The sequence below is a fragment of the Polaromonas sp. Polasp52 genome (genome assembly GCF_059491565.1).
The window spans coordinates 2,212,567-2,231,415 of record NZ_CP168513.1 but is presented as its reverse complement, the minus strand read 5'-3'; the positions used below and the strand labels follow the sequence as shown (position 1 = coordinate 2,231,415).

The following is an 18,849-nucleotide window of genomic DNA, read 5'->3' as shown; positions in this document are numbered from 1 at the left end:
TAAAGCAGCTGGAGTGGCGCACCGAGGGGCCGCTTCTTTATTCATCCTTGGAGGAAACCTGAACATGAAACTCGTAACGGCCATCATCAAACCGTTCAAGCTGGACGAAGTGCGGGAAGCGCTGTCCGGTATTGGCGTGCAAGGCATCACGGTCACTGAAGTCAAGGGCTTCGGCCGCCAGAAAGGCCACACCGAGCTGTATCGCGGTGCGGAATATGTCGTTGACTTCCTGCCCAAGGTCAAGATCGAGGCGGCTGTCTCCGACGACCTGGTGGACCGCGTGATCGAAGCGGTCGAAGGCGCGGCCCGCACCGGCAAGATCGGCGACGGCAAGGTCTTTGTCTACAACCTCGAGCAGGTCGTGCGCATCCGTACCGGTGAAACCGGCAAGGAAGCGCTGTAAGGCTCAATCCACACAAAAAGAGAACATCGACATGAAAAAAATACTTGCTTCCCTTGTATTGGGACTGAGCCTGCTGACAACAGGCGCCGTCATGGCGCAAGCCCCGGCCGCCGCACCCGCCGCTTCCGCAGCCGAAGCCAAACCGGCTGAAGCGGCCGCTTCCGCCGCCGCGCCCGCAGCCTCGGCTGCCGCCGCTCCGGCCGCCGCAGCAGCGGCTTCCGCACCCGCAGCGGCCGCCTCCGCAGCGCCCGCACCTGTTCCCAACAAGGGCGACACCGCCTGGATGATGGTTTCCACGCTGCTGGTCATCATGATGACCGTTCCCGGCCTGGCGCTGTTCTACGGCGGCCTGGTCCGCAGCAAGAACATGCTGTCGGTGCTGATGCAGGTCATGGTCACCTTCTCGATGATCGTGGTGCTGTGGTTCATCTACGGCTACAGCCTAGCCTTTACCGAGGGCAACGCCTTCTTTGGCGGCTTCGACCGGCTCTTCATGAAAGGCATCTGGGACAACGTCGCGGGCACATTCGCCAACGGCGCGACCTTCAGCAAGGGTGTCGTGATCCCCGAGATCGTGTTCGCCGCCTTCCAGGCCACCTTCGCCGGCATCACCTGCGCGCTGATCGTCGGCGCCTTCGCCGAACGCATCAAGTTCTCCGCCGTGCTGCTGTTCATGGCCATCTGGTTCACCTTCAGCTATGCGCCTATCGCCCACATGGTCTGGTTCTGGATGGGCCCTGACGCCTACACCGGCAAGGAAGTCGCCGACGCCATGAGCGCCAAGGGCGGTTACATCTGGCAAATGGGCGCCCTGGACTTCGCGGGCGGTACCGTGGTGCACATCAACGCCGCCGTTGCCGGCCTGGTGGGTGCCTTCTGCATCGGCAAGCGCATCGGTTACGGCAAGGAAGCCATGGCGCCTCACAGCCTGACCCTGACCATGGTCGGCGCCGCGCTGCTGTGGGTGGGCTGGTTCGGCTTCAACGCCGGCTCCGCCCTGGAAGCCAACGGCTTCGCCGCCCTGGCCTTTATCAACACCCTGGGTGCCACCGCTGCCGCCGTGCTGGCCTGGTGCGTCGGTGAAGCGCTGATGCGCGGCAAGGCCTCCATGCTGGGTGCCGCCTCCGGCGCCGTCGCCGGCCTGGTGGCCATCACCCCCGCGGCCGGCAACGTCGGCATCGGCGGCGGCCTGGTCATCGGCCTGGTGGCCGGCTTCGCCTGCCTCTGGGGCGTGAACGGCCTGAAGAAACTGCTGGGCGCCGACGACTCGCTGGACGTGTTCGGCGTGCACGGCGTGGGCGGTATCCTGGGCGCATTGCTCACCGGTGTCTTCAATTCGCCGGCCCTCGGTGGCCCAAGCTTCGTGGGTGACTGGGTGACCGCCACGGCCGTGACGCCCGACGCCTACACCATCGCCGGCCAGCTCTGGATCCAGGCCAAGGCCGTGCTGATCACCATCGTCTGGTCCGGCGTGGTCTCCTTCATCGCCTACAAGGTGGTGGACCTGACCATAGGCCTGCGTGTCAGCGAAGAAGACGAGCGCGAAGGCCTGGACATCACGTCCCACGGCGAAACCGCTTACAACCGCTGATACAGCGGACGGGCCACCTCGCAGGCGGCCCGGTCCTGCTAATTATTTACTGAGAGTCTCCTTTGGATGTTCAGCCCGCCGGTGCAAACCGGTGGGCTGTTTTTTTTGGGGGGCGTTACAGTGGCGGCTGTCCACACACAAACAAAGGTAGCGTGATGACCTGGCAAACCCTTGCTGCACCGCCCAGCGGGCTCGGCGAATCGCCGTTCTGGCACCCCGACGAGCAGATGCTGTACTGGATAGATATTCCCGGCAGGCAGCTGCATCGCTGCAATGTCTTCATGGGCACGGTGGAAAGCTGGGCCATGCCCTCCGAACCCGGCAGCATCGCGCCGGCGCGCAGCGGGGGACTCGTGGTCGCGCTGCGCGACGGCATTTACCGCGCCAGGCAATGGGGTGGTGAACTGCACCAGCTCATGCGGGCCGGCCACGACACGGCGACCACGCGCTTTAACGACGGCAAGGCCGACCCGCTGGGGCGCTTCTGGGCCGGCACCATGTACGAGCCGCGCGACAAGTCCACGGCCGAGCTGTTTTCGCTGGACTGCCGCGGCGGCCGCGCCCCCGTGGTCGAGCGCAAGGCGGGCGATGCCATCATCGCCAACGGGCTGGCCTGGTCGCCCGATGCGGCCACGGTTTATTGGTCCGACACGCCGCGCCACATCATCCGGGCCTGGAACTGGGACGCCGAACGCAACACCATGACCGAGCCCCGCGTGTTCGCGCAGTGGCCCGGCAAGCCCGAAGGCTGGTTGCCCGGCATGGCCGGCTATGGTGGCCGGCCCGACGGCGCCGCCGTGGACCGCGAGGGCAATTACTACGTCGCGATGTTTGAAGGCGGGCGCATGCTCAAGCTCTCGCCCGCCGGTGCGCTGCTGGCCGAGTTCGCCGTGCCGGCGCGCTGCCCCACCATGCCCTGCTTCGGCGGCGACGACCTCAAAACCCTGTACCTCACGACCGCGCGCTACAACCGGCCCGCGCAGGAACTGCAGCACTACCCCGATTCGGGCTGCGTGTTTTCCATGCAGGTTGAGGTGCCCGGCCTGCCGGTGAACTTCTTCCAGGATTGATGCCGCCGGAAAAAACCGAACAGGCCGCGTTCAAAAAAATCAATATGGCCCCAGCCCGCGCGGCTTACCATGAGCGCCATGCTTGCAGATACTGATATGAGCGCCGCATTGGCCGAGCGCGTGCGCAGCGCGGCCGCTGCCGGCACGCCGCTGCGCCTGCGCGGCGGCGGCAGCAAAGATTTTTACGGCCAAACCCTCAGGGGCGAGATCCTGGACATCCGGCCGCACAGCGGCGTCACGAGCTACGAGCCCAGCGAACTGGTAGTCACCGCCCGCGCCGGCACCCCGCTGGCAGAACTTGAAGCCCTGCTAGCCGGGCAGGGCCAATGCCTACCCTTTGAACCACCGCATTTCGACGGCGCGCAAGCCAAAGCCACCGTGGGCGGCATGGTGGCCAGCGGCCTGAGCGGCCCGGCGCGTGCCAGCGTGGGCGCCGTGCGCGACTACATGCTGGGCGTGGTGTTGCTCAACGGCAAGGGCGAGCGCCTGGTCTTCGGCGGCCAGGTCATGAAGAATGTGGCCGGCTACGACGTCTCGCGCCTGATGGCCGGTTCGCTGGGTACCCTGGGCGTGCTGCTGGAGGTCTCGCTCAAGGTCCTGCCGGTCGCGCCGCAAGAGGCCACGCTGGTCTTTGACATGGATGAGGCCGCGGCTTTGCAACAACTCAATCGCTGGGGCGCCATGCCCTTGCCTGTCAACGCCTCCTGCTGGCGAGAGGGCCGCCTGTGGGTGCGCCTGCGCGGCGCGAAAGCCGCTGTCGCTGCCGCGCAAAAATCCATGGGTGGAGAAGTTCTGGACAGTGACGCGGCCCGCCATTGGACTGCGCTGCGCGAGCAGGCCCAGCCTTTCTTTGCCTTGCAGGGCGATGAATCGCTGTGGCGGCTCAGCGTGCCCGACACGGCGCCGCCGCTTGGGCTGGGCGAGACGCTGGTGGAGTGGGGCGGCGCCCAGCGCTGGGTCAAGCGGCCCGAGGGCGATGCGGCGCTGCTACGCGAAGCGGCGGCCGGGGCTCATGGCCATGCCACCTTGTTCCGCTCGGCCGGCAAATCCGTGCCGGTGTTCTCCGCACTCAAGCCGCCGCTGGACCGCATACACCGCGAGCTCCAAAAGCAATTCGACCCGGCGGGCGTGTTCAACCCGGGCCGCATGTACGCGGACTGGTAAACAAGCCATGCGACGCCTTCGCCACTTGACCGGGCAGCACCGCACGCCCTACATGAACCGCCTGCTGGGCGGATTGCTGGCTTTCAACGCCGGCGCCATCAATGCCGGCGGCTTTCTGGTGGTCGGCATGTACACCTCGCACATGACGGGCTTCGCGTCCCTGCTGGCCGACAACCTGGTCCTGGGCCACATGGCGCTGGTGCTAGGCGCCGTCGGGGCACTGCTGGCCTTTACCACCGGCGCCGCCGCGACCGCCGTGCTGGTGAACTGGGCGCGCCAGAACCACTTGCGCAGCGAATACGCGCTGCCGCTGCTGCTGGAGGCCGTGCTGATGCTGCTGTTCGGGCTGCTGGGCGCGACGCTGAACCGCCAGACCCCTTTCGCCGTGCCGCTGACCGTGCTGGTGCTGGCCTTCACCATGGGCCTGCAGAACGCGCTGGTCAGCAAGATCTCGTCCTCGCAGATCCGCACCACCCATATGACCGGCGTGATCACCGACCTGGGCATAGAGCTCGGCAAGATGTTTTACTGGAACCGCACGGCCAGCCCGCCCGAGTCGCGCGTGCGCGCCAACCGCATCAAGCTGCGGCTGTTCGGTACCTTGCTGGCGATGTTTATCGCCGGCGGCGTGGTGGGCGCGGCCGGCTTCAAGTACATCGGCTTTATCTGGGTCGTGCCGCTGGCGCTCATGCTGCTGGCGCTGTCCCTGCCGCCGCTGTATGCCGATTTCCGGCGCGCCGCCCGGCGCAAGGCCCTCGCCGTGGCCCTGAAAGAGGCGCCCTGACACCATGCAAACCCATCTCGCCCCCGAATTCAAGAACAGTACCGAAGGCCGCGAGGCCGAAGCGATTTTGCGCAAATGTGTGCATTGCGGTTTTTGCACCGCCACCTGCCCGACTTACCAGCTGCTGGGCGACGAACTCGACGGCCCGCGCGGCCGCATCTACCTGATCAAGCAGGTGCTCGAAGGCGAGGCGCCCACGCGCAAAACCCAGCTGCACCTTGACCGCTGCCTCACCTGCCGCAACTGCGAAAGTACCTGCCCCAGCGGCGTCGAATACGGCCACCTGGTCGACATAGGCCGCAAGCTGGTCGATGAGCGTGTGCCGCGCCCGGCCGGCGAGAAGGCCTTGCGCTGGGCCCTGAAAGAAGGCTTGCCCTCGCCGCTGTTTGCCCCCGCGATGAAGGCCGGCCAGGCTGTGCGCGGCCTGCTGCCTGCGGCCCTGCAAAACAAGGTACCGAAAAAGCAGGACGCCGGCACCTGGCCGCGGCGCGCGCATGCGCGCAAGATGCTGATGCTTGAAGGCTGCGTGCAGCCGGCCATGATGCCCAACATCAATGCCGCGACCGCGCGCGTGCTGGACGCGGCCGGCATAGAAACCGTGCTGGCGCCCAAGGCCGGCTGCTGCGGCGCCGTCAAATTCCACCTCAATGACCAGGAAGGCGGCAAGGACCAGATGCGGCGCAACATCGACGCCTGGTGGCCGCATGTGGCGGCGGCCGAAGGAGGTGAGGGCAGCGGCGTGGAAGCCATCGTCATGAATGCCTCGGGCTGCGGCGTCACCGTCAAGGACTACGGCCACCTGCTCAAGGACGACCCGGCCTATGCGGCCAAGGCCGCGCGCATCGGCGAACTCACGCGCGACCTCAGCGAGCTGATGCCCGAACTGGTCGGAGAACTGCAGGGCAAGGTCAAGGCCCAGGCCGGCGCGCTGGTGTTCCACCCGCCCTGCACCCTGCAGCACGGCCAGCAGCTGCGCGGCGGGGTGGAGACGCTGATGGGCGCGCTGGGTTTCCAGGTAACGCTGGCGGCCTCTGAATCCCACCTGTGCTGCGGCTCGGCCGGCACTTACTCGGTGCTGAACCCGGAGATCGCCTACCAGCTGCGCGACCGCAAGCTCGGCAATCTGCAGGCCTCGGCGCCCGGCACCATCATCTCGGCCAATATCGGCTGCATCACCCACCTGCAAAGCGGCACGGCAACGCCCGTGCGGCATTGGGTGGAAGTGCTGGATTCTGCGTTGCTGCCCTGAGTTGAGCTAAACATTTAACCAGCCGGGGCCGCGGAACTGGCTTTGCCAGGCCGCAGGCGCAGCGCCCCGTTATGTGAGGAAAGGGGCAGCGCAACGCCGTAGGCTCGCGAAGCGGGAAGCGTGGGGGCCAACATCCTCCTGACATGACGTTGTCAGTAGCAGGTCCGCATCATCAAGGCTTCTTCAACACACAAGGAGCCTCCCATGAAAAACGCCGTCACCTGGTTTGAAATCCCCAGCACCCAACTGGACAAAGCCCAGGCCTTTTACGAAGCCGTGCTCGAGTGCAAGATGCGCCGCGAGCCCATGGGCCCGTCGGAAGGCGCGGTGTTTCCCTATGAGCGCGAGGAGGGTGTGGGTGGCGCCCTGTTGGCAGGCCCCACCGCGTCGGCGCCGGCATCGAATGGAACCCTGATTTACCTCGATGCCTCGCCCTCGCTGGACGCCGCGCTGGCGCGCGCCGTCAAGGCCGGCGGCAAGGTCGCGCTGCCGCGCCAGGCGCTGCCGCCGGGCCTGGGATTCTTTGCCCACATCACCGACCTGGATGGCAACCGCGTCGGCCTGCACGCCCTCGCATGAACCGCAGGAACTGGATAGCGGTCGCCAGCGCCGAGCATGCCCGGCGCGGCTGCGCGACGCCGGATACCGGCTACATGCAGGTCTGCCACGGCAAAAGCGCGCCGCTCAAGCGCATGTCGGCCGGCGACCGGGTGGCCTACTATTCGCCCGCGCTGACCATGGGCGGCAAGGACAAACTCCAGCGTTTTGTGTCCATAGGCCTGGTGCGGGCCGGTGAGCCTTACGCCTTCGACATGGGCGGCGGTTTTGTGCCTTTCCGCCGCGACGTGGCCTATGTGGCCGCGCAGGAAGCGTCCATACTGCCGCTGCTCGATGACTTCGAGTTTGTGGAAGACCGCCAGCGCTGGGGCTACAAGTTCCGTTTCGGCCTGTTCGACATCAGCGACCACGACATGCGGCTGATCGCGCAGGCCATGCGGGCTGACGGCGCGATGCTGGGGTTTTGACGCTTTCGGCCCCTCAGGCCGGCAGCGCGTAATCCGTGGGGAGGGCGGTGGTGTGCTTGACCACCTCCATCACAAAGCCCGAACTCACGTCCTGCAGTTCGGCGACCTTGATCAGGCGTTTGTACACGCTGTCGTAACCGGCAATGTCGGGCACGACGACCTTCAGCAGGTAGTCGATATCGCCCGTCATCCGGTAGACCTCCACCACCTCGCGGATGGCGACGATGCCTTTGATGAAGCGCTGGGTCCATGCGTCGTTGTGCAGGCTGGCACGGATGCTCACAAAAGCGGTCAGGCCCAGATTGAGCTTGACCGGGTCGCACAAGGTGACCTGCTGCTTGATGACACCTTCATCGCGCAGCTTCTGGATTCGCCGCCAGCAAGGTGTCGGCGACAGGCTGACGGCGTGGGCCAGCTCATTGAGCCCCATCGAGGCATCGTCTTGCAACAGCTCCAGGATCCGGATGTCTTTTTTGTCCATGTGGCCAGATTATTAGAAAATAATTCTAATTATGGAAGGATTTCTAGCCGAACTTGCAACTTATTTTCCGATCCGCAGGCCTATGATTCCTGGCAGGCATTGATGCAAGCGGGGTGCAAACCCCGAAAACCGACGGATACGACCATGGAAAAAATTCTCCAGCTGTTCAAGGAACACCCTGACTCCGTAGGGGAGAGCTATTTCGAGCACATGTCGGCTTCCTTTTCATTTGCCGTGCCGCTGCTGTCGGCCGCCGTCGCCGCGTTCATCCACGGCGTGTTCCCCTTCTTCTTCGTCAGGACGGGAAGCCGCATCGTCACTCGCCTGCATGAGCGCATGGTGGTTCATCGCACGGGTAAAAAAGCCTGAAAACAGCGGCGCACGCGCCGCGGGGCCTTGCGCCTGCCGGCGGCACGCCAACAGCCCACAACAACTTCCGTCAGGCCAGCTCGCGGTAAAACACCGTCGTGCCCACCAGCCCGCCGCGCGGCAGCAGCGCGTAGCCGGGAATCACGCCGACGCGCTGCCAGCCCAGGCGCTGGTACAGGCGCTCGCCGTTGTCGCCGGTGACGGTGTCCAGCACCAGCAGCGTCTTGCCGCAGTCGCGCGCCATGGATTCGGCGGCCCGCATCAAGGCCTCGCCCAGGCCCTGGCGGCGGCAGCGGCGGTGCACCAGCATCTTGGCCAGGTCGGCGCGGTGCGGCTGGTTCTCGGGCTGGGCCAGCACCAATTGCACCGTGCCGCAAATGCCTTGGCCATCCTCGGCCACCAGCAGCGCGCGTTCGCCCGTCGCCACGCCGTCGGCCACGCCGCGCCAGAAGGCCTGGGCGCGTTCGCGCGGCAGCGGATGCATAAAACTCACTGAGGCGTCGCCTTCCACGCAGTCGATCAGCACGTCGGCGAGTCCGGCAATCTGCGCCTCATTCACTTCATGCAGGCGCCGCAGCGACCAAGGTGGGGTATTCGTCATGGTGTTCATGCGGGTTCAGTGGCGATCACCACCGCATAGCGCGCGGGTTTTCGCGTCGGGTTGTGGAACATCGTGGGGCGATCCAGTTGCATGGCCAGGCAGTCGCCTTCGCGCAGCGCGTGGCGTGTCTCGCCCACAGTGATGTCAATCGCGCCTTCGAGCACCCACACCTGCTGGTGCACACGCGCGTCGCGCGCGCCGGTCTCAAAGGCCACGCGCCCACCCGGCGGGAAATGCACTTCGACGATCTGCATGGGCTGAGGCACGCCGGGCGGCGAGATATTGCGCCGCACATAACCCGAGGCCGGGTCCTGCCACTGCACTTGGTCCGCATGGCGCGCAACAGGGCTGATGGGGCTGGCGGGTGCCCGGGCGGCGGCTGCGTCAAACAGCGAAGCCAGCATCACGCCCAGGCCGGTGGCCAGGCGCTCCAGCACCACGGCCGTGGGGCTGCTCTCGCCGCGTTCTATCAATGAAATCATGGAACGGCTCACGCCGCTTTTGGCGGCCAGCGCTTCCAGCGACAGGCTTTTGGCGGCGCGCAGCTCACGCACGCGTTCGGCGATGCGCTGGTTCAGGTCGGAGGGAATTTCTGTCATGATGGAATTTGTTTTCCATCATATTGGAAATACTGTCCAGCGCCTCAACGGCTGCGGCGTGGAAATGGCGCGGCTCAGGCGCCTATGCTGTCCTCGTTGTCCCAGAGGTGGCGGTAAAAGGCAGCCAGCATCCATCTGGGTGCGGCCGAACAGGCGGCCATCCGCCTCGAACGGCTTGCCAGGGCGCGGCACGCACAGTTCGCGCGCTCAGTTTTCAATGGTGACAACATGCGCCTGGATTTTGCCGTCCACCGGCCCGCGTCCGAAGCGCAGGGCAATCGCTTCCGCCGCAACGTCGGTGGCTTCTAGAAGCCGTGAAGCGTCGCGCGTTTCGATCTCGTTTCGCAGCGGCGTGCCCTGGCAGTAGGCGATCGCTGGAACCCGGGCAGATTCCGCCCGGCTTCGCGCTGCAACCGTGCTGATTTGAGGTGGCGCCATAAATCCGCCGTTTGCAAGATCTTGCTCGATGCTGCGGCGCTCGTAATAGCCGTGCGGCGTGCGGGCCAGGAAGCGCGGCGGGTCTTGAGGAAAGACGGATTCGAGCGCCGTGATCACGGTGTCGGCGAATTCGTTTTCCTCAATCCGGTCCCATACATTAAAAATGAAAACACCTCCCGGCCTGAGTACCCGGCGTGTTTCTGCAAACGCTTTTGACCTTTCAGGGAAGAACATGGCTCCGAATTGGCAGACCACCGCGTCAAAACTCGCGTCCGGAAAAGGCAGTTGCATGGCATCTGCCTGCCGCCACTCCACCGGGCGCGTGGTCCCGACCGCGCAGGCCTGGTCCAGCATCGACTGATTCAAATCCGTGGCCACGACGGAGACACTTTCGGGCAGCACGCTTGTCAACGCACGCGTCACGACACCGGTGCCGGCTGCGATCTCGAGAACACGCGTCAAAGGCTTCGACGCAAGCCGCGCCACCAGATCTGCCGCGTAGGGCTCGAAGATCAGCGGAACCAGATACGTTTCATAGAGCTTCGGAATCGAGCCGCTGAAGACTTTATCGCCGTTGGGATTGCTCATGGTATTTGCCCCCGCTTCGGCATCATTGTGCGCCAACGCTTATCGGCAGCTCAGACGGGCTTGATGCGCACCACAGACCGCTGCGGCTTGCGGCGCGCGACCTCTTCAAAGCCGGCGTTGTCATACATGGACTTGGCGCCGAACCACATGGTGTCGTCCTGGGCGCGGCCGTGCTTGTCCACCGGGTAGGCCTCCAGCAGCGTCACGCCCTGCTTTTTGGCGTAGGCAATCGCCCCGTCCAGCAGCGCCCGCGCGACGCCCTGGCCGCGATGCTCCGCGGGCACGACAAAACAGATGATGGACCAGACGGGCTTGTCATCGACCGGCTTCATCACCGGTGAGCGCTGGAGCTTGGCGTAGTCCTCGCGCGGCCCCAGCGACACCCAGCCGACCGGCAGCTTGCCGCGATAGCCGATCAGGCCGGGCGGGGTGCCGCCGCGCGTGAGCTCTTTGAGCTCGGCGCGATTGGCCTGGGCCGCCGTGGCGCCCGCAGGCAAGGGCCCGCGGGCGCCGCTGCGGCGGTAAAACATGCACCAGCAGCCGCGCGCCACCGAACAGCCTTTGGCGTTGAAGAGCGCTTCAAGGTCGGGCCAGCGCTCGGGTGTGAGGGGGCGGACAGTGAGCTTCATGGGGCTATGAGGTCGAACCGGTGTTGGCACTATAGCCAAAGCGCCCGCCGGCAGCGATGTGTCCCTTGCTGACGGTGCTGAAGCACTGGTTGTCGGCGGCAGCAAGGGCTTGGGCCGACAGCATCGTCAGGACGGCGGCGATCAGTGAGGCAGGTTTTTCATCAACTCACTGTGAGAGTTGTTGGCAGCCGCGATTCCATCCCAATCGAAATGTCAGGGCGCATCCTTACTCCTGCTCCAGGAATTTGGTCGGCAAAGCCGCGACGATGCTGCCGAGAAGCAGCGTGGATGCGCAGGCAACCCACAACCAGTAGCCGGGCCCGTACTCAGCGACAAAGGTGCTGGTTTCTGAATAGATCGAGGTGACTTTGCTCTCAAACAGGAAACTGATCATGAATGCAAGTGCCAGGGCGGCCAGGCCCGCGCTCCGGCCGGGATGCTTCAGGAAAAAGAGTGCCCACGCTGCGCCAATCACGGGATTCGCAAGCCACGCAATGCCGCCATGGGGAATCGCTGACCAACCAAACAGGAACAACTGCCACCCTGGTATTGCGCTGTCAGGCCGCGATGCGTACGGGTAGAAACCGTCGCCGAGCAGGCACAGGCAGAACAAGCCGATGCTTGCCAGCAGGGCAATCTTGGGGAAAAAGAGAAAAAACGCTCGCATCGTGGCAAAGACTCCTTGCGCTCTGACGTCAAGGTGAGCGGCGCACAAGAAACAGCGGCGCTTTCAACCGACGGAGGCCGGAGCCGCTCCTGGGCTGGTCAGGCATGCATTTTCTTCCAGCCTAGTGCCCCAACCGCCGCGACGGCTGCGAACAAAATTCCGAGTAGAAGCCCAGACCCCAGCCAGGCATAGAAAACCCACCCGACGAGTGCCGCCAGCACCGCGTGAAGGATGGGCTGATGCTTTGAGACATGCGCCGCGATGGCGCCGCCGGCCAGCGGTCCAAACCCAAGCAAAAAAATGTACATCACCGTGTAGTCAACGTCCGGTGAATCGATGTGGGCTTGTTTGACATCCCCAAGGAAAGACACCTTGAACCAGAACGAAACAAAATACGGAAGAATAAAACCGCCCAACGCCCCGAGGGCGACCGCTTTCAGCTTGACGTTGCTAAACATGTCAGGTCGCTTTTGCCAGGGGCATATGCTTTGCGTCCAGGCGAATGACTTGTGGTGCCTGTCCAGCCCAATTGGAAATCGCCTCAACAACCATTCCAAGTAGTCGCTCAAGCTCGGGGGTATCCACCACTTTAGCGCCAAACAAAAAACGTGGCACCCTTGAAGTAATGTGGATTCTGAACTCACCCGCATCAGGATGGTCGCTAAAAACATCCACGGCGAGGTTTGAGCCAGCGTCTTTGAACCAGGCAAACCACCCCCAGTCTTCCTGATTGGTCTCAATGCCCTCGTACTTCGCGCGGAGCATGGGGAGCAGTTGATCCATCACGACGTCACCCCCAACACAACATTCGTTGAAGTATTGGGCGCGATCAGCGATGGGGACCAATTTCGTGAAAGCCAGTTCGTACGGCATCGGTGATTTGCTTTATGGATGGCTCGACCGGACCCGATGAAGCTAAACGCCGAAACCAGGATGCTCAAGCACATGGTCAGAGCGCATGCCCGAAAAGTGCCAGCACAAAGATGACACCAACGATGGCAAGCGCGATGCGCCGATTGCGTGAGACAAGCCCGATGGACGTCGTCTGCAATGGCCAGGAAGCGAGCAACAGGCAGAGAAAGCCAAATGCAATCCCAAAGACAATAGCCGTGCCGAGATAGCCATGAAGAGAAAAGGTATCCAGGATGCTCGATGGTGCGAAAACTATCAACCCGCACAAGCCCCAGCGCCAAAGCGACGGTACAGGAATCAACAGCGCTGCGCAATGAGGGCATGCAACCGGCCGCGTCCACCAGACCCGTAGGCGAAATAACGCGCCGAGCGAGCGGCTCTGGCAGTTCGGACAGGCTGTACTCATTTATACGGGTATGGAAGTTCCACGAAACACCACGATGTCTCCTCGGTTTGTCGGAGGGCAATACGCGCGCAGATGGATGCCTGCACTATAGCCGCGCATGGCGTATGTTGGCCATTTCGACACGCGTTAAGCTGCGGTCATTCAAATCACTCAACACACCATGCGCCGCGCCGACCGCCTTTTCCATCTAGTCCAGCTGATTCGCGGCCGCCGCCTGAGCACGGCGGAATTCCTGGCCAAGCGGCTGGAGGTGTCTGAGCGCACCATTTACCGCGATGTGGCCGACCTGCAGCACCAGGGGGTGCCGATTGAAGGCGAGGCCGGTGTGGGTTACCGGCTGGGCGCGGGCTTTGACCTGCCGCCGCTGATGTTCACGCAAAAGGAAGCCAATGCACTGGCCGCCTCGGTGCGCCTGGCCCAGGCCTGGCTGGACCCGGCCATGGCGGGCGATGCGGAAGCGGCCTGGAGCAAGATTTTTTCGGTGCTGCCGCCCACGGCGCGTGCGGCGGCCGAAGGTGTGCCGCTGTATGCGGTGGTGATCAATCCCGATGAAGCCACGCAGCGCAGCCTGCAGCTGCTGCGCGAGGCGGTGCATGCGCGCTGCAAGGTGGATGTGCGCTACCTCGATGCGGCCGGGCGGGAAAGCCGGCGTGTGCTCTGGCCGCTGGGTTGCTTTTACTGGGGCAGCGTCTGGACGCTGGGCGCCTGGTGCGAGACCCGGCAGGACTTTCGCAGCTTTCGCGTGGACCGCATGGCAGAGATCGACGTGCTGGACGAGCGCGTGGGCCACGAGGCGGGCCGCACGCTGGCGGATTATTTGCGCACCGTCAAAGCCGGCCCCAAGCCTCCTTGAGTTACACGCAGGGCGGCTCTGCCTCAGGCGGCTAGTGCGGCCTCGATATCCTTGGCCAGGTCGGCCGGTTTGTCGGTGGGCGCGTAGCGCCGGATCACCTTGCCGTCCTTGCCGACCAGGAATTTGGTGAAGTTCCATTTGATGGATTTGCTGCCCAGCAGGCCGGGCGCCTCGGCCGACAGCCATTTGTAGAGCGGATGCGCGGCCGGGCCGTTGACGTCGATCTTGGACATCATGGGAAAACTCACGCCATAGTTGACCTGGCAGAAGGACTCGATCTCGCCGTCGGCGCCCGGGTCCTGCGAGCCGAACTGGTTGCAGGGGAAACCCAGCACCGCCAGGCCCTTGCCGGCGTACTGCTTGTGCAGCTCTTCGAGGCCGCCGAACTGCGGCGTGAAGCCGCATTTGCTGGCGGTGTTGACGATCAGCATGACCTTGCCCTTGAACCCGGCCAGCGAGATGTCCTGGCCGTTGATCTGGCGTGCTTCGAAATCGTAGACGGTGCTCATGGGGGTGTCTCCTGGTGCGGTTGTTGCCGGCGCTGTCCCGGTTGCCGGTTTACCGCGATTCTGCACCGCCCGGCGCGGTTTGGGCAGATGCCGATGGCGCCATGGCCGCCAGCAGCGCGGCCAGCACGATCAGGCTGCCGCCCAGCAGGATGCGCGGCGTGAGCTCGGCGGCGCCCAGCGCGGCCGAGGACAGGCTGGCGAACAGGATTTCGGTCAGCATCACGATGGCCGTGGTGCCGGCGGCCAGGCGCGCTGCGCCGTACTGCAGGCAGGCGTTGCTGGCCATGAAAGCCAGCGCCAGCCCCAGCGCCACCGGAATGCCTGCCAGCGCCAAAGTCGGCGCGGGCACCGCGGCTTGCGACATGCCGACCAATGCGGCGCAAGCCGCCATCAGGCCGCTGCCGCCGAACATGGCCAGCATGCGCGATTCACCGAGCGTGTGCCTGGATTTGCGCAGCATGGCGTTGGTCAGCGCGAAGCTGAAGCCGCCCATGATGGCCAGCCAGTCGGCCCCGCCTTGCGGCACGGGCCAGGGGGAGTCCGGCGTCTTGAGCACAATCAACACGCCGGCCATGGCCAGCAGCAGGCGCAGCAGCGAGGCCGGCGTGGGTTTTTCGCCCAGCATGGCCCAGGCCACCAGCACCGACCAGGCCGGCATCAGGTAGAACAGCAGCACCACGCGCACCACGTCGCCGACGGTCACGGCCCAGTTGAAGCCGACATTGGTCAGGCCCGCGCCCGCCGCCAGGAGCCACAGCTGCGGATGCGCGGCAAAGCCGCGCCAGGCTTTCGGCATCAAGACCAGCAGCCCGGCCACCACAATCGCATAGACCAGCGCCGTGGTCCACAGCGGGTGCAGGCCCAGGCTTTGCAGCTGGCGCAGCGGCCACCAGGACACGCCCCAGACGAAGGCATTGAATGTAAGAGCCAGCACGGCTTTGGGCGTGCCGCTGCGCACGGCGGCGCCTGTTGCGTCGGCCGCCATCAGTGCGATTTATCGCTGCGGGCGATGCTCAGCAGGTGGTCGACCTGTTCCTTGTGTTTGACAAGGTTGTGCTGGTGCCAGCGCTGGATCAGCCACATAAAGCCGGCCACCACGACGCCGAAGGCGGTGATCGCGCCGAAGGCCGACAGGCCCATGCCGGTGGACAGGCTGTAGAAAGCGCCCAGGCTCAGGATGCAGGCCTGTTCGTTGAAGTTCTGCACCGCGATGGAGCGGCCCGCGCCCATGAGGTTGTGGCCGCGGTGCTGCAGCAGCGCGTTCATGGGCACCACCAGGAAGCCGCCCAGGCCGCCCAGCAGGATCAGGAAGGGTGCGGCCACCCAGACGCTGCCGATGAAATTCATCAGCACGACCAGCAGGCCCATGGCAATGCCCAGCGGCATCACGCTGGTGGCCTGGTCCAGCCGCATGCGCATGGAGGCCATCACGGCGCCCACGGCCGTGCCTATGGCCACCACGCCGACCAGCGAGGAGGCCTGCGAGGTGCTGTAGCCCAGGGCCGCGGCGCTCCAGGCCAGCACAATGTAGCGCAGGTTGCCGGAAACGCCCCAGAACAAGGTGGTGGTGGCCAGGGAGATCTGGCCCAGCTTGTCGCGCCACAGCGCCGAATTGCAGTTCCAGAAGTCGGGCAGCAGCTCAAGCTTGTTGCGCGGCATGGGCCGCATCTCGACGCCGGTGTCGGGGATGCGCGTGTTGAACCAGGCCGCGACGATGTACAGCAGGATAAGCACGGCGATCGCCGCTTCGGGCGCGGTGTCTATGCCGGTTTCGAAAACCGGGAAGTCGAACGACAGCAGCAGGCTGGACACCGTGTGGCCGACCAGCTGGCCGCCCAGCAGTACGCCCAGGATGATGGAGGAAATCGTCAGCCCCTCGATCCAGCCGTTGGCCTTGACGAGCTGCGAGGCCGGCAGCAGTTCGGTGAGGATGCCGTATTTGGCCGGTGAATAAGCGGCGGCGCCCAGCCCGACGATGGCGTAGGCCAGCAGCGGGTGCGAGCCGAACAGCATCATGAGGCAGCCTATGACCTTGATGGCATTGCTCACGAACATCACGTTGCCCTTGGGCCGCGCGTCGGCGAAAGCGCCCACAAAAGGCGCCAACACCACGTAAAACAAGGCAAACATGGGCACCAGCGCCGCTGGCTGCCACTTGGGCGCCCCGCTGGTCTTGAGCAGCTCCACGGCGGCCACAAACAGCGCGTTATCAGCCAGCGAGCTGAAAAACTGGGCCGCCATGATGGTGTAAAAACCGCGCTTCATTAAACTGTTGTGGTCATTGCGGCACTGCATCAGCCGATCTGATGCTGCAAGATATGGATGAATGTCTCCGGACGATTCCGGTTTATAGCATGGGGGGCGGTGTCAGAATGCAGAAAGCCCTTAGAACCGGTTCACCGCCTCCACCGGGCCGCTGAGGCCGCCGCCCGCACCAACTTCTTCTTTGCACCATGCCACGTCCCATTCTTGCCACCATCCACACCGCGGCGCTTGCCCACAACCTGGGCGTTGCGCGCGCCGCCGCGCCCGACGCCAAGGTCTGGGCCGTCGTCAAGGCCAACGCCTACGGGCACGGCATAGAACGCGTCTTCGACGCGCTGCGCAGCGCCGACGGTTTCGCGCTGCTGGACCTGGCCGAGGCCCAGCGCCTGCGCGCGCTCGACTGGCGCGGCCCCATCCTGCTGCTGGAGGGTTGCTTTGACGCGCGCGACCTGGAGCTGTGCTCGCGCCTGGGCCTGTGGCACTCGATCCATTGCAACGAGCAGATCGACATGCTGGCCGCCCACAAGACGCAGCTGCCACACCGCGTGTTCCTCAAGATGAACTCGGGCATGAACCGCCTGGGCTTTCCGCCCGAGCGCTACCGCGCCGCCTGGACGCGCCTGAACGCGCTGCCGCAGGTCGAGGAGATCACATTGATGACGCACTTCTCCGACGCCGACGGCCCCAAGGGCATCAGCGCGGCGCTGCAGGCCTTCGACGCCGTCACGCACGACCTGCCCGGCGAGCGCACGCTGAGCAACAGCGCCGCCACGCTGCGCCACCGCGACGTACTGGCCGGCCGCTCCGACTGGGTGCGGCCCGGCATCCTGGTCTACGGCAGCGCGCCCGATTTCCCCGAACACACGGCGGCCGGCTGGGGTTTGCAGCCCACCATGACGCTGTCGTCAAAAATCATCGGCGTGCAGGACCTCAAGGCCGGCGATACCGTGGGCTATGGCTCGAGCTTCACCGCCGACGGCCCGCTGCGCATAGGCATCGTGGCCTGCGGTTATGCCGACGGCTACCCGCGCCACTGCAGCACCGGCACGCCCGTGCTGGTGAACGGCGTGCGCACCCGCATGGTGGGCCGCGTCAGCATGGACATGATCACGGTGGACCTCACGCCCGTGCCCGCCGCGGGCATGGGCAGCGAAGTCACCCTGTGGGGCCGCGCTGGAGGCGGCGCCGAGCTGTCCATCGACGAAGTCGCGCAGGCCGGTGCCACCGTGGGCTATGAATTGATGTGCGCGCTTGCGCAGCGCGTGCCCGTACAGATCGAATGAAAAACCTCTCCAACTGGAGTTTTCCATGGCATCGGAAGAACTGGAATACGCGGGCTTCTGGATCCGCGTCTGGGCGTCGATCATCGACACCCTGCTGCTGGGCATCGTGGTGTATCCGCTGCTGACGGCGATCTACGGCGACGCCTACTGGGAGGGCACGAGCTTCGTCCACGGCCCCCTGGATTTCCTGATCTCCTGGGTGCTGCCCGCGGTGGCGGTGATCGCGTTCTGGGTGGCGCGCCAGGCCACGCCCGGAAAGATGGCGATTGCCGCGCGCATAGTTGACGCCGACACCGGCAATAACCCTGGCACCGGCCAATTGCTGATTCGCTACCTCGGTTACTTTGTTTCCTGCATCCCGCTGGGCCTGGGCATTTTCTGGGTGGCCTTTGACGCGCGCAAGCAGGGCTGGCACGACAAGATGGCCGGCACGGTGGTGGTGCGCAAAAAATCCGGAACCACCCGGCCCGTGGAATTTAGTGCCTGACCATCCATGACATCAGCGATCACCATCCGTCCCGTCCGCAAAGCGGACTTCGCCGCCTGGCTCCCGCTCTGGGCCGGCTACAACCGCTTCTACGGCCGCTCCGGCCCGACTGCGCTGGCTGATGAGATCACCGCCATGACCTGGTCGCGGTTTTTTGACGCCTATGAGCCGGTGCATGCGCTGGTCGCCGAATCGGCGAATGGTGAGCTTGTCGGCCTCACGCACTACCTGTATCACCGCAGCAGCACCCGCATTGTTCCGGTCTGTTATCTGCAGGATTTGTTCACCGCCGAATCGGTGCGTGGCCGCGGCATCGGCAAGGCCTTGATCGAGGCCGTCTATGAACAAGCCAGGGCGGCGGGCTGCGACCGGGTGTACTGGCAAACCCACGAAACCAACACCACGGCCATGCGGCTGTACGACCAGGTGGCCGAAAAATCCGGCTTTGTGGTGTACGCCAAGGCCTTGTAGCGGGC

Annotated in this window: 25 protein-coding genes; 13 read left to right on the top strand and 12 right to left on the bottom strand. The window is 64.7% G+C overall.

Features of this window, described 5'->3' with window-relative positions; translation table 11 throughout:
- Positions 1-64: 64 nt before the first annotated feature.
- The 8 genes from glnK to ACEN9P_RS10450 all read left to right on the top strand — a co-directional run bounded on the left by glnK (position 65) and on the right by ACEN9P_RS10450 (position 7,286).
- Positions 65-403 carry a P-II family nitrogen regulator gene (gene glnK / locus ACEN9P_RS10485; protein ID WP_007873831.1) on the top strand — a complete coding sequence of 113 codons (339 nt, stop codon included), beginning with the start codon at positions 65-67 and terminating at the stop codon, positions 401-403.
- Between the two features lie 31 nt (positions 404-434).
- Positions 435-1,994, top strand: a complete 1,560-nt coding sequence (locus ACEN9P_RS10480; protein ID WP_477664198.1) for an ammonium transporter — start codon at positions 435-437, stop codon at positions 1,992-1,994.
- Between the two features lie 155 nt (positions 1,995-2,149).
- Entirely contained in the window at positions 2,150-3,064 is a 915-nt protein-coding gene (locus ACEN9P_RS10475) for an SMP-30/gluconolactonase/LRE family protein (protein ID WP_495621905.1), read from the top strand.
- Positions 3,065-3,160: 96 nt separating this feature from the next.
- A complete protein-coding gene (gene glcE / locus ACEN9P_RS10470) occupies positions 3,161-4,228 on the top strand; it encodes a glycolate oxidase subunit GlcE (RefSeq protein WP_495621904.1) in 1,068 nt (355 codons plus the stop codon).
- 7 nt (positions 4,229-4,235) lie between these two features.
- Positions 4,236-5,012, top strand: coding sequence for a YoaK family protein (locus tag ACEN9P_RS10465; RefSeq protein ID WP_495621903.1), 777 nt, complete (start codon positions 4,236-4,238; stop codon positions 5,010-5,012).
- A 4-nt stretch (positions 5,013-5,016) separates the two neighbouring features.
- On the top strand, positions 5,017-6,261 hold the full coding sequence (glcF, locus tag ACEN9P_RS10460; protein ID WP_495621902.1) for a glycolate oxidase subunit GlcF: 1,245 nt from the start codon (positions 5,017-5,019) through the stop codon (positions 6,259-6,261).
- Positions 6,262-6,465: 204 nt separating this feature from the next.
- Entirely contained in the window at positions 6,466-6,840 is a 375-nt protein-coding gene (locus tag ACEN9P_RS10455; RefSeq protein WP_477713900.1) for a VOC family protein, read from the top strand.
- Entirely contained in the window at positions 6,837-7,286 is a 450-nt protein-coding gene (locus ACEN9P_RS10450) for an EVE domain-containing protein (protein WP_495621901.1), read from the top strand. Before ACEN9P_RS10455 ends, ACEN9P_RS10450 begins: the two co-directional genes overlap by 4 nt.
- Before the next feature lie 13 nt (positions 7,287-7,299).
- On the opposite strand, the gene ACEN9P_RS10445 is transcribed toward ACEN9P_RS10450, so the two are convergent.
- A complete protein-coding gene (locus ACEN9P_RS10445; RefSeq protein ID WP_477664191.1) occupies positions 7,300-7,767 on the bottom strand; it encodes an Lrp/AsnC family transcriptional regulator in 468 nt (155 codons plus the stop codon).
- Positions 7,768-7,911: 144 nt separating this feature from the next.
- Between ACEN9P_RS10445 and ACEN9P_RS10440 the strand changes: the two genes are divergently transcribed.
- Positions 7,912-8,136: a DUF6356 family protein gene (locus tag ACEN9P_RS10440; RefSeq protein WP_477664190.1), complete on the top strand. Its 225-nt coding sequence runs from the start codon at positions 7,912-7,914 to the stop codon at positions 8,134-8,136.
- A 70-nt stretch (positions 8,137-8,206) separates the two neighbouring features.
- Here ACEN9P_RS10440 and ACEN9P_RS10435 read toward each other — a convergent pair whose 3' ends face one another.
- The 8 genes from ACEN9P_RS10435 to ACEN9P_RS10400 all read right to left on the bottom strand — a co-directional run bounded on the left by ACEN9P_RS10435 (position 8,207) and on the right by ACEN9P_RS10400 (position 12,976).
- Positions 8,207-8,737, bottom strand: a complete 531-nt coding sequence (locus tag ACEN9P_RS10435; RefSeq protein ID WP_495621900.1) for a GNAT family N-acetyltransferase — start codon at positions 8,735-8,737, stop codon at positions 8,207-8,209.
- Between the two features lie 5 nt (positions 8,738-8,742).
- Complete coding sequence (locus tag ACEN9P_RS10430) at positions 8,743-9,336, bottom strand: helix-turn-helix domain-containing protein (protein WP_477664188.1); 594 nt, start codon at positions 9,334-9,336, stop codon at positions 8,743-8,745.
- Between the two features lie 207 nt (positions 9,337-9,543).
- The gene (locus tag ACEN9P_RS10425; RefSeq protein ID WP_495621899.1) at positions 9,544-10,362 is read right to left on the bottom strand and encodes a class I SAM-dependent methyltransferase; all 819 of its coding nucleotides are present in this window, start codon (positions 10,360-10,362) and stop codon (positions 9,544-9,546) included.
- 50 nt (positions 10,363-10,412) lie between these two features.
- The gene (locus ACEN9P_RS10420) at positions 10,413-10,991 is read right to left on the bottom strand and encodes a GNAT family N-acetyltransferase (RefSeq protein ID WP_495621898.1); all 579 of its coding nucleotides are present in this window, start codon (positions 10,989-10,991) and stop codon (positions 10,413-10,415) included.
- 226 nt (positions 10,992-11,217) lie between these two features.
- Positions 11,218-11,658, bottom strand: coding sequence for a hypothetical protein (locus ACEN9P_RS10415; protein WP_495621897.1), 441 nt, complete (start codon positions 11,656-11,658; stop codon positions 11,218-11,220).
- 98 nt (positions 11,659-11,756) lie between these two features.
- Positions 11,757-12,116 carry a hypothetical protein gene (locus tag ACEN9P_RS10410; RefSeq protein ID WP_495621896.1) on the bottom strand — a complete coding sequence of 120 codons (360 nt, stop codon included), beginning with the start codon at positions 12,114-12,116 and terminating at the stop codon, positions 11,757-11,759.
- A gap of 1 nt (position 12,117) precedes the next feature.
- Positions 12,118-12,531 carry a hypothetical protein gene (locus tag ACEN9P_RS10405; RefSeq protein WP_495621895.1) on the bottom strand — a complete coding sequence of 138 codons (414 nt, stop codon included), beginning with the start codon at positions 12,529-12,531 and terminating at the stop codon, positions 12,118-12,120.
- A gap of 76 nt (positions 12,532-12,607) precedes the next feature.
- A complete protein-coding gene (locus ACEN9P_RS10400) occupies positions 12,608-12,976 on the bottom strand; it encodes a hypothetical protein (protein ID WP_495621894.1) in 369 nt (122 codons plus the stop codon).
- Between the two features lie 160 nt (positions 12,977-13,136).
- On the opposite strand from ACEN9P_RS10400, the gene ACEN9P_RS10395 reads away from it, so the two are divergent.
- Positions 13,137-13,829, top strand: a complete 693-nt coding sequence (locus ACEN9P_RS10395) for a helix-turn-helix transcriptional regulator (protein WP_477701137.1) — start codon at positions 13,137-13,139, stop codon at positions 13,827-13,829.
- 23 nt (positions 13,830-13,852) lie between these two features.
- Here ACEN9P_RS10395 and ACEN9P_RS10390 read toward each other — a convergent pair whose 3' ends face one another.
- From ACEN9P_RS10390 to lplT, 3 genes are read right to left on the bottom strand one after another with little or no spacing between them, the layout of a single operon-like run.
- On the bottom strand, positions 13,853-14,338 hold the full coding sequence (locus ACEN9P_RS10390; RefSeq protein WP_477664183.1) for a glutathione peroxidase: 486 nt from the start codon (positions 14,336-14,338) through the stop codon (positions 13,853-13,855).
- Positions 14,339-14,387: 49 nt separating this feature from the next.
- The gene (locus ACEN9P_RS10385; RefSeq protein WP_495621893.1) at positions 14,388-15,323 is read right to left on the bottom strand and encodes a DMT family transporter; all 936 of its coding nucleotides are present in this window, start codon (positions 15,321-15,323) and stop codon (positions 14,388-14,390) included.
- On the bottom strand, positions 15,323-16,603 hold the full coding sequence (gene lplT / locus ACEN9P_RS10380) for a lysophospholipid transporter LplT (protein ID WP_477664181.1): 1,281 nt from the start codon (positions 16,601-16,603) through the stop codon (positions 15,323-15,325). The genes ACEN9P_RS10385 and lplT overlap by 1 nt, the downstream gene beginning before the upstream one ends.
- 188 nt (positions 16,604-16,791) lie before the next feature.
- On the opposite strand from lplT, the gene alr reads away from it, so the two are divergent.
- Genes alr through ACEN9P_RS10365 form a run of 3 tightly spaced genes read left to right on the top strand, consistent with a single transcriptional unit; the run spans position 16,792 to position 18,844 of the window.
- Positions 16,792-17,886, top strand: a complete 1,095-nt coding sequence (gene alr, locus ACEN9P_RS10375) for an alanine racemase (RefSeq protein WP_477701136.1) — start codon at positions 16,792-16,794, stop codon at positions 17,884-17,886.
- A 25-nt stretch (positions 17,887-17,911) separates the two neighbouring features.
- A complete protein-coding gene (locus ACEN9P_RS10370; RefSeq protein WP_477664179.1) occupies positions 17,912-18,373 on the top strand; it encodes an RDD family protein in 462 nt (153 codons plus the stop codon).
- Between the two features lie 6 nt (positions 18,374-18,379).
- Positions 18,380-18,844, top strand: a complete 465-nt coding sequence (locus tag ACEN9P_RS10365; RefSeq protein WP_495621892.1) for a GNAT family N-acetyltransferase — start codon at positions 18,380-18,382, stop codon at positions 18,842-18,844.
- The last annotated feature ends 5 nt before the right edge of the window (positions 18,845-18,849 follow it).

Coding starts and splice junctions, on each gene's coding strand:
- alr (WP_477701136.1), top strand. CDS start 16,792: ATGCCACGTCCCATTCTTGCCACCATCCACACCGCGGCGCTTGCCCAC.
- glcF (WP_495621902.1), top strand. CDS start 5,017: ATGCAAACCCATCTCGCCCCCGAATTCAAGAACAGTACCGAAGGCCGC.
- ACEN9P_RS10410 (WP_495621896.1), bottom strand. CDS start 12,116: ATGTTTAGCAACGTCAAGCTGAAAGCGGTCGCCCTCGGGGCGTTGGGC.
- ACEN9P_RS10370 (WP_477664179.1), top strand. CDS start 17,912: ATGGCATCGGAAGAACTGGAATACGCGGGCTTCTGGATCCGCGTCTGG.
- ACEN9P_RS10445 (WP_477664191.1), bottom strand. CDS start 7,767: ATGGACAAAAAAGACATCCGGATCCTGGAGCTGTTGCAAGACGATGCC.
- ACEN9P_RS10415 (WP_495621897.1), bottom strand. CDS start 11,658: ATGCGAGCGTTTTTTCTCTTTTTCCCCAAGATTGCCCTGCTGGCAAGC.
- glnK (WP_007873831.1), top strand. CDS start 65: ATGAAACTCGTAACGGCCATCATCAAACCGTTCAAGCTGGACGAAGTG.
- ACEN9P_RS10400 (WP_495621894.1), bottom strand. CDS start 12,976: ATGAGTACAGCCTGTCCGAACTGCCAGAGCCGCTCGCTCGGCGCGTTA.
- ACEN9P_RS10450 (WP_495621901.1), top strand. CDS start 6,837: ATGAACCGCAGGAACTGGATAGCGGTCGCCAGCGCCGAGCATGCCCGG.
- glcE (WP_495621904.1), top strand. CDS start 3,161: ATGAGCGCCGCATTGGCCGAGCGCGTGCGCAGCGCGGCCGCTGCCGGC.
- ACEN9P_RS10475 (WP_495621905.1), top strand. CDS start 2,150: ATGACCTGGCAAACCCTTGCTGCACCGCCCAGCGGGCTCGGCGAATCG.
- ACEN9P_RS10425 (WP_495621899.1), bottom strand. CDS start 10,362: ATGAGCAATCCCAACGGCGATAAAGTCTTCAGCGGCTCGATTCCGAAG.
- ACEN9P_RS10405 (WP_495621895.1), bottom strand. CDS start 12,531: ATGCCGTACGAACTGGCTTTCACGAAATTGGTCCCCATCGCTGATCGC.
- ACEN9P_RS10395 (WP_477701137.1), top strand. CDS start 13,137: ATGCGCCGCGCCGACCGCCTTTTCCATCTAGTCCAGCTGATTCGCGGC.
- ACEN9P_RS10420 (WP_495621898.1), bottom strand. CDS start 10,991: ATGAAGCTCACTGTCCGCCCCCTCACACCCGAGCGCTGGCCCGACCTT.
- ACEN9P_RS10385 (WP_495621893.1), bottom strand. CDS start 15,323: ATGGCGGCCGACGCAACAGGCGCCGCCGTGCGCAGCGGCACGCCCAAA.
- ACEN9P_RS10455 (WP_477713900.1), top strand. CDS start 6,466: ATGAAAAACGCCGTCACCTGGTTTGAAATCCCCAGCACCCAACTGGAC.
- ACEN9P_RS10435 (WP_495621900.1), bottom strand. CDS start 8,737: ATGACGAATACCCCACCTTGGTCGCTGCGGCGCCTGCATGAAGTGAAT.
- ACEN9P_RS10480 (WP_477664198.1), top strand. CDS start 435: ATGAAAAAAATACTTGCTTCCCTTGTATTGGGACTGAGCCTGCTGACA.
- ACEN9P_RS10440 (WP_477664190.1), top strand. CDS start 7,912: ATGGAAAAAATTCTCCAGCTGTTCAAGGAACACCCTGACTCCGTAGGG.
- ACEN9P_RS10430 (WP_477664188.1), bottom strand. CDS start 9,336: ATGACAGAAATTCCCTCCGACCTGAACCAGCGCATCGCCGAACGCGTG.
- lplT (WP_477664181.1), bottom strand. CDS start 16,603: ATGAAGCGCGGTTTTTACACCATCATGGCGGCCCAGTTTTTCAGCTCG.
- ACEN9P_RS10365 (WP_495621892.1), top strand. CDS start 18,380: ATGACATCAGCGATCACCATCCGTCCCGTCCGCAAAGCGGACTTCGCC.
- ACEN9P_RS10465 (WP_495621903.1), top strand. CDS start 4,236: ATGCGACGCCTTCGCCACTTGACCGGGCAGCACCGCACGCCCTACATG.
- ACEN9P_RS10390 (WP_477664183.1), bottom strand. CDS start 14,338: ATGAGCACCGTCTACGATTTCGAAGCACGCCAGATCAACGGCCAGGAC.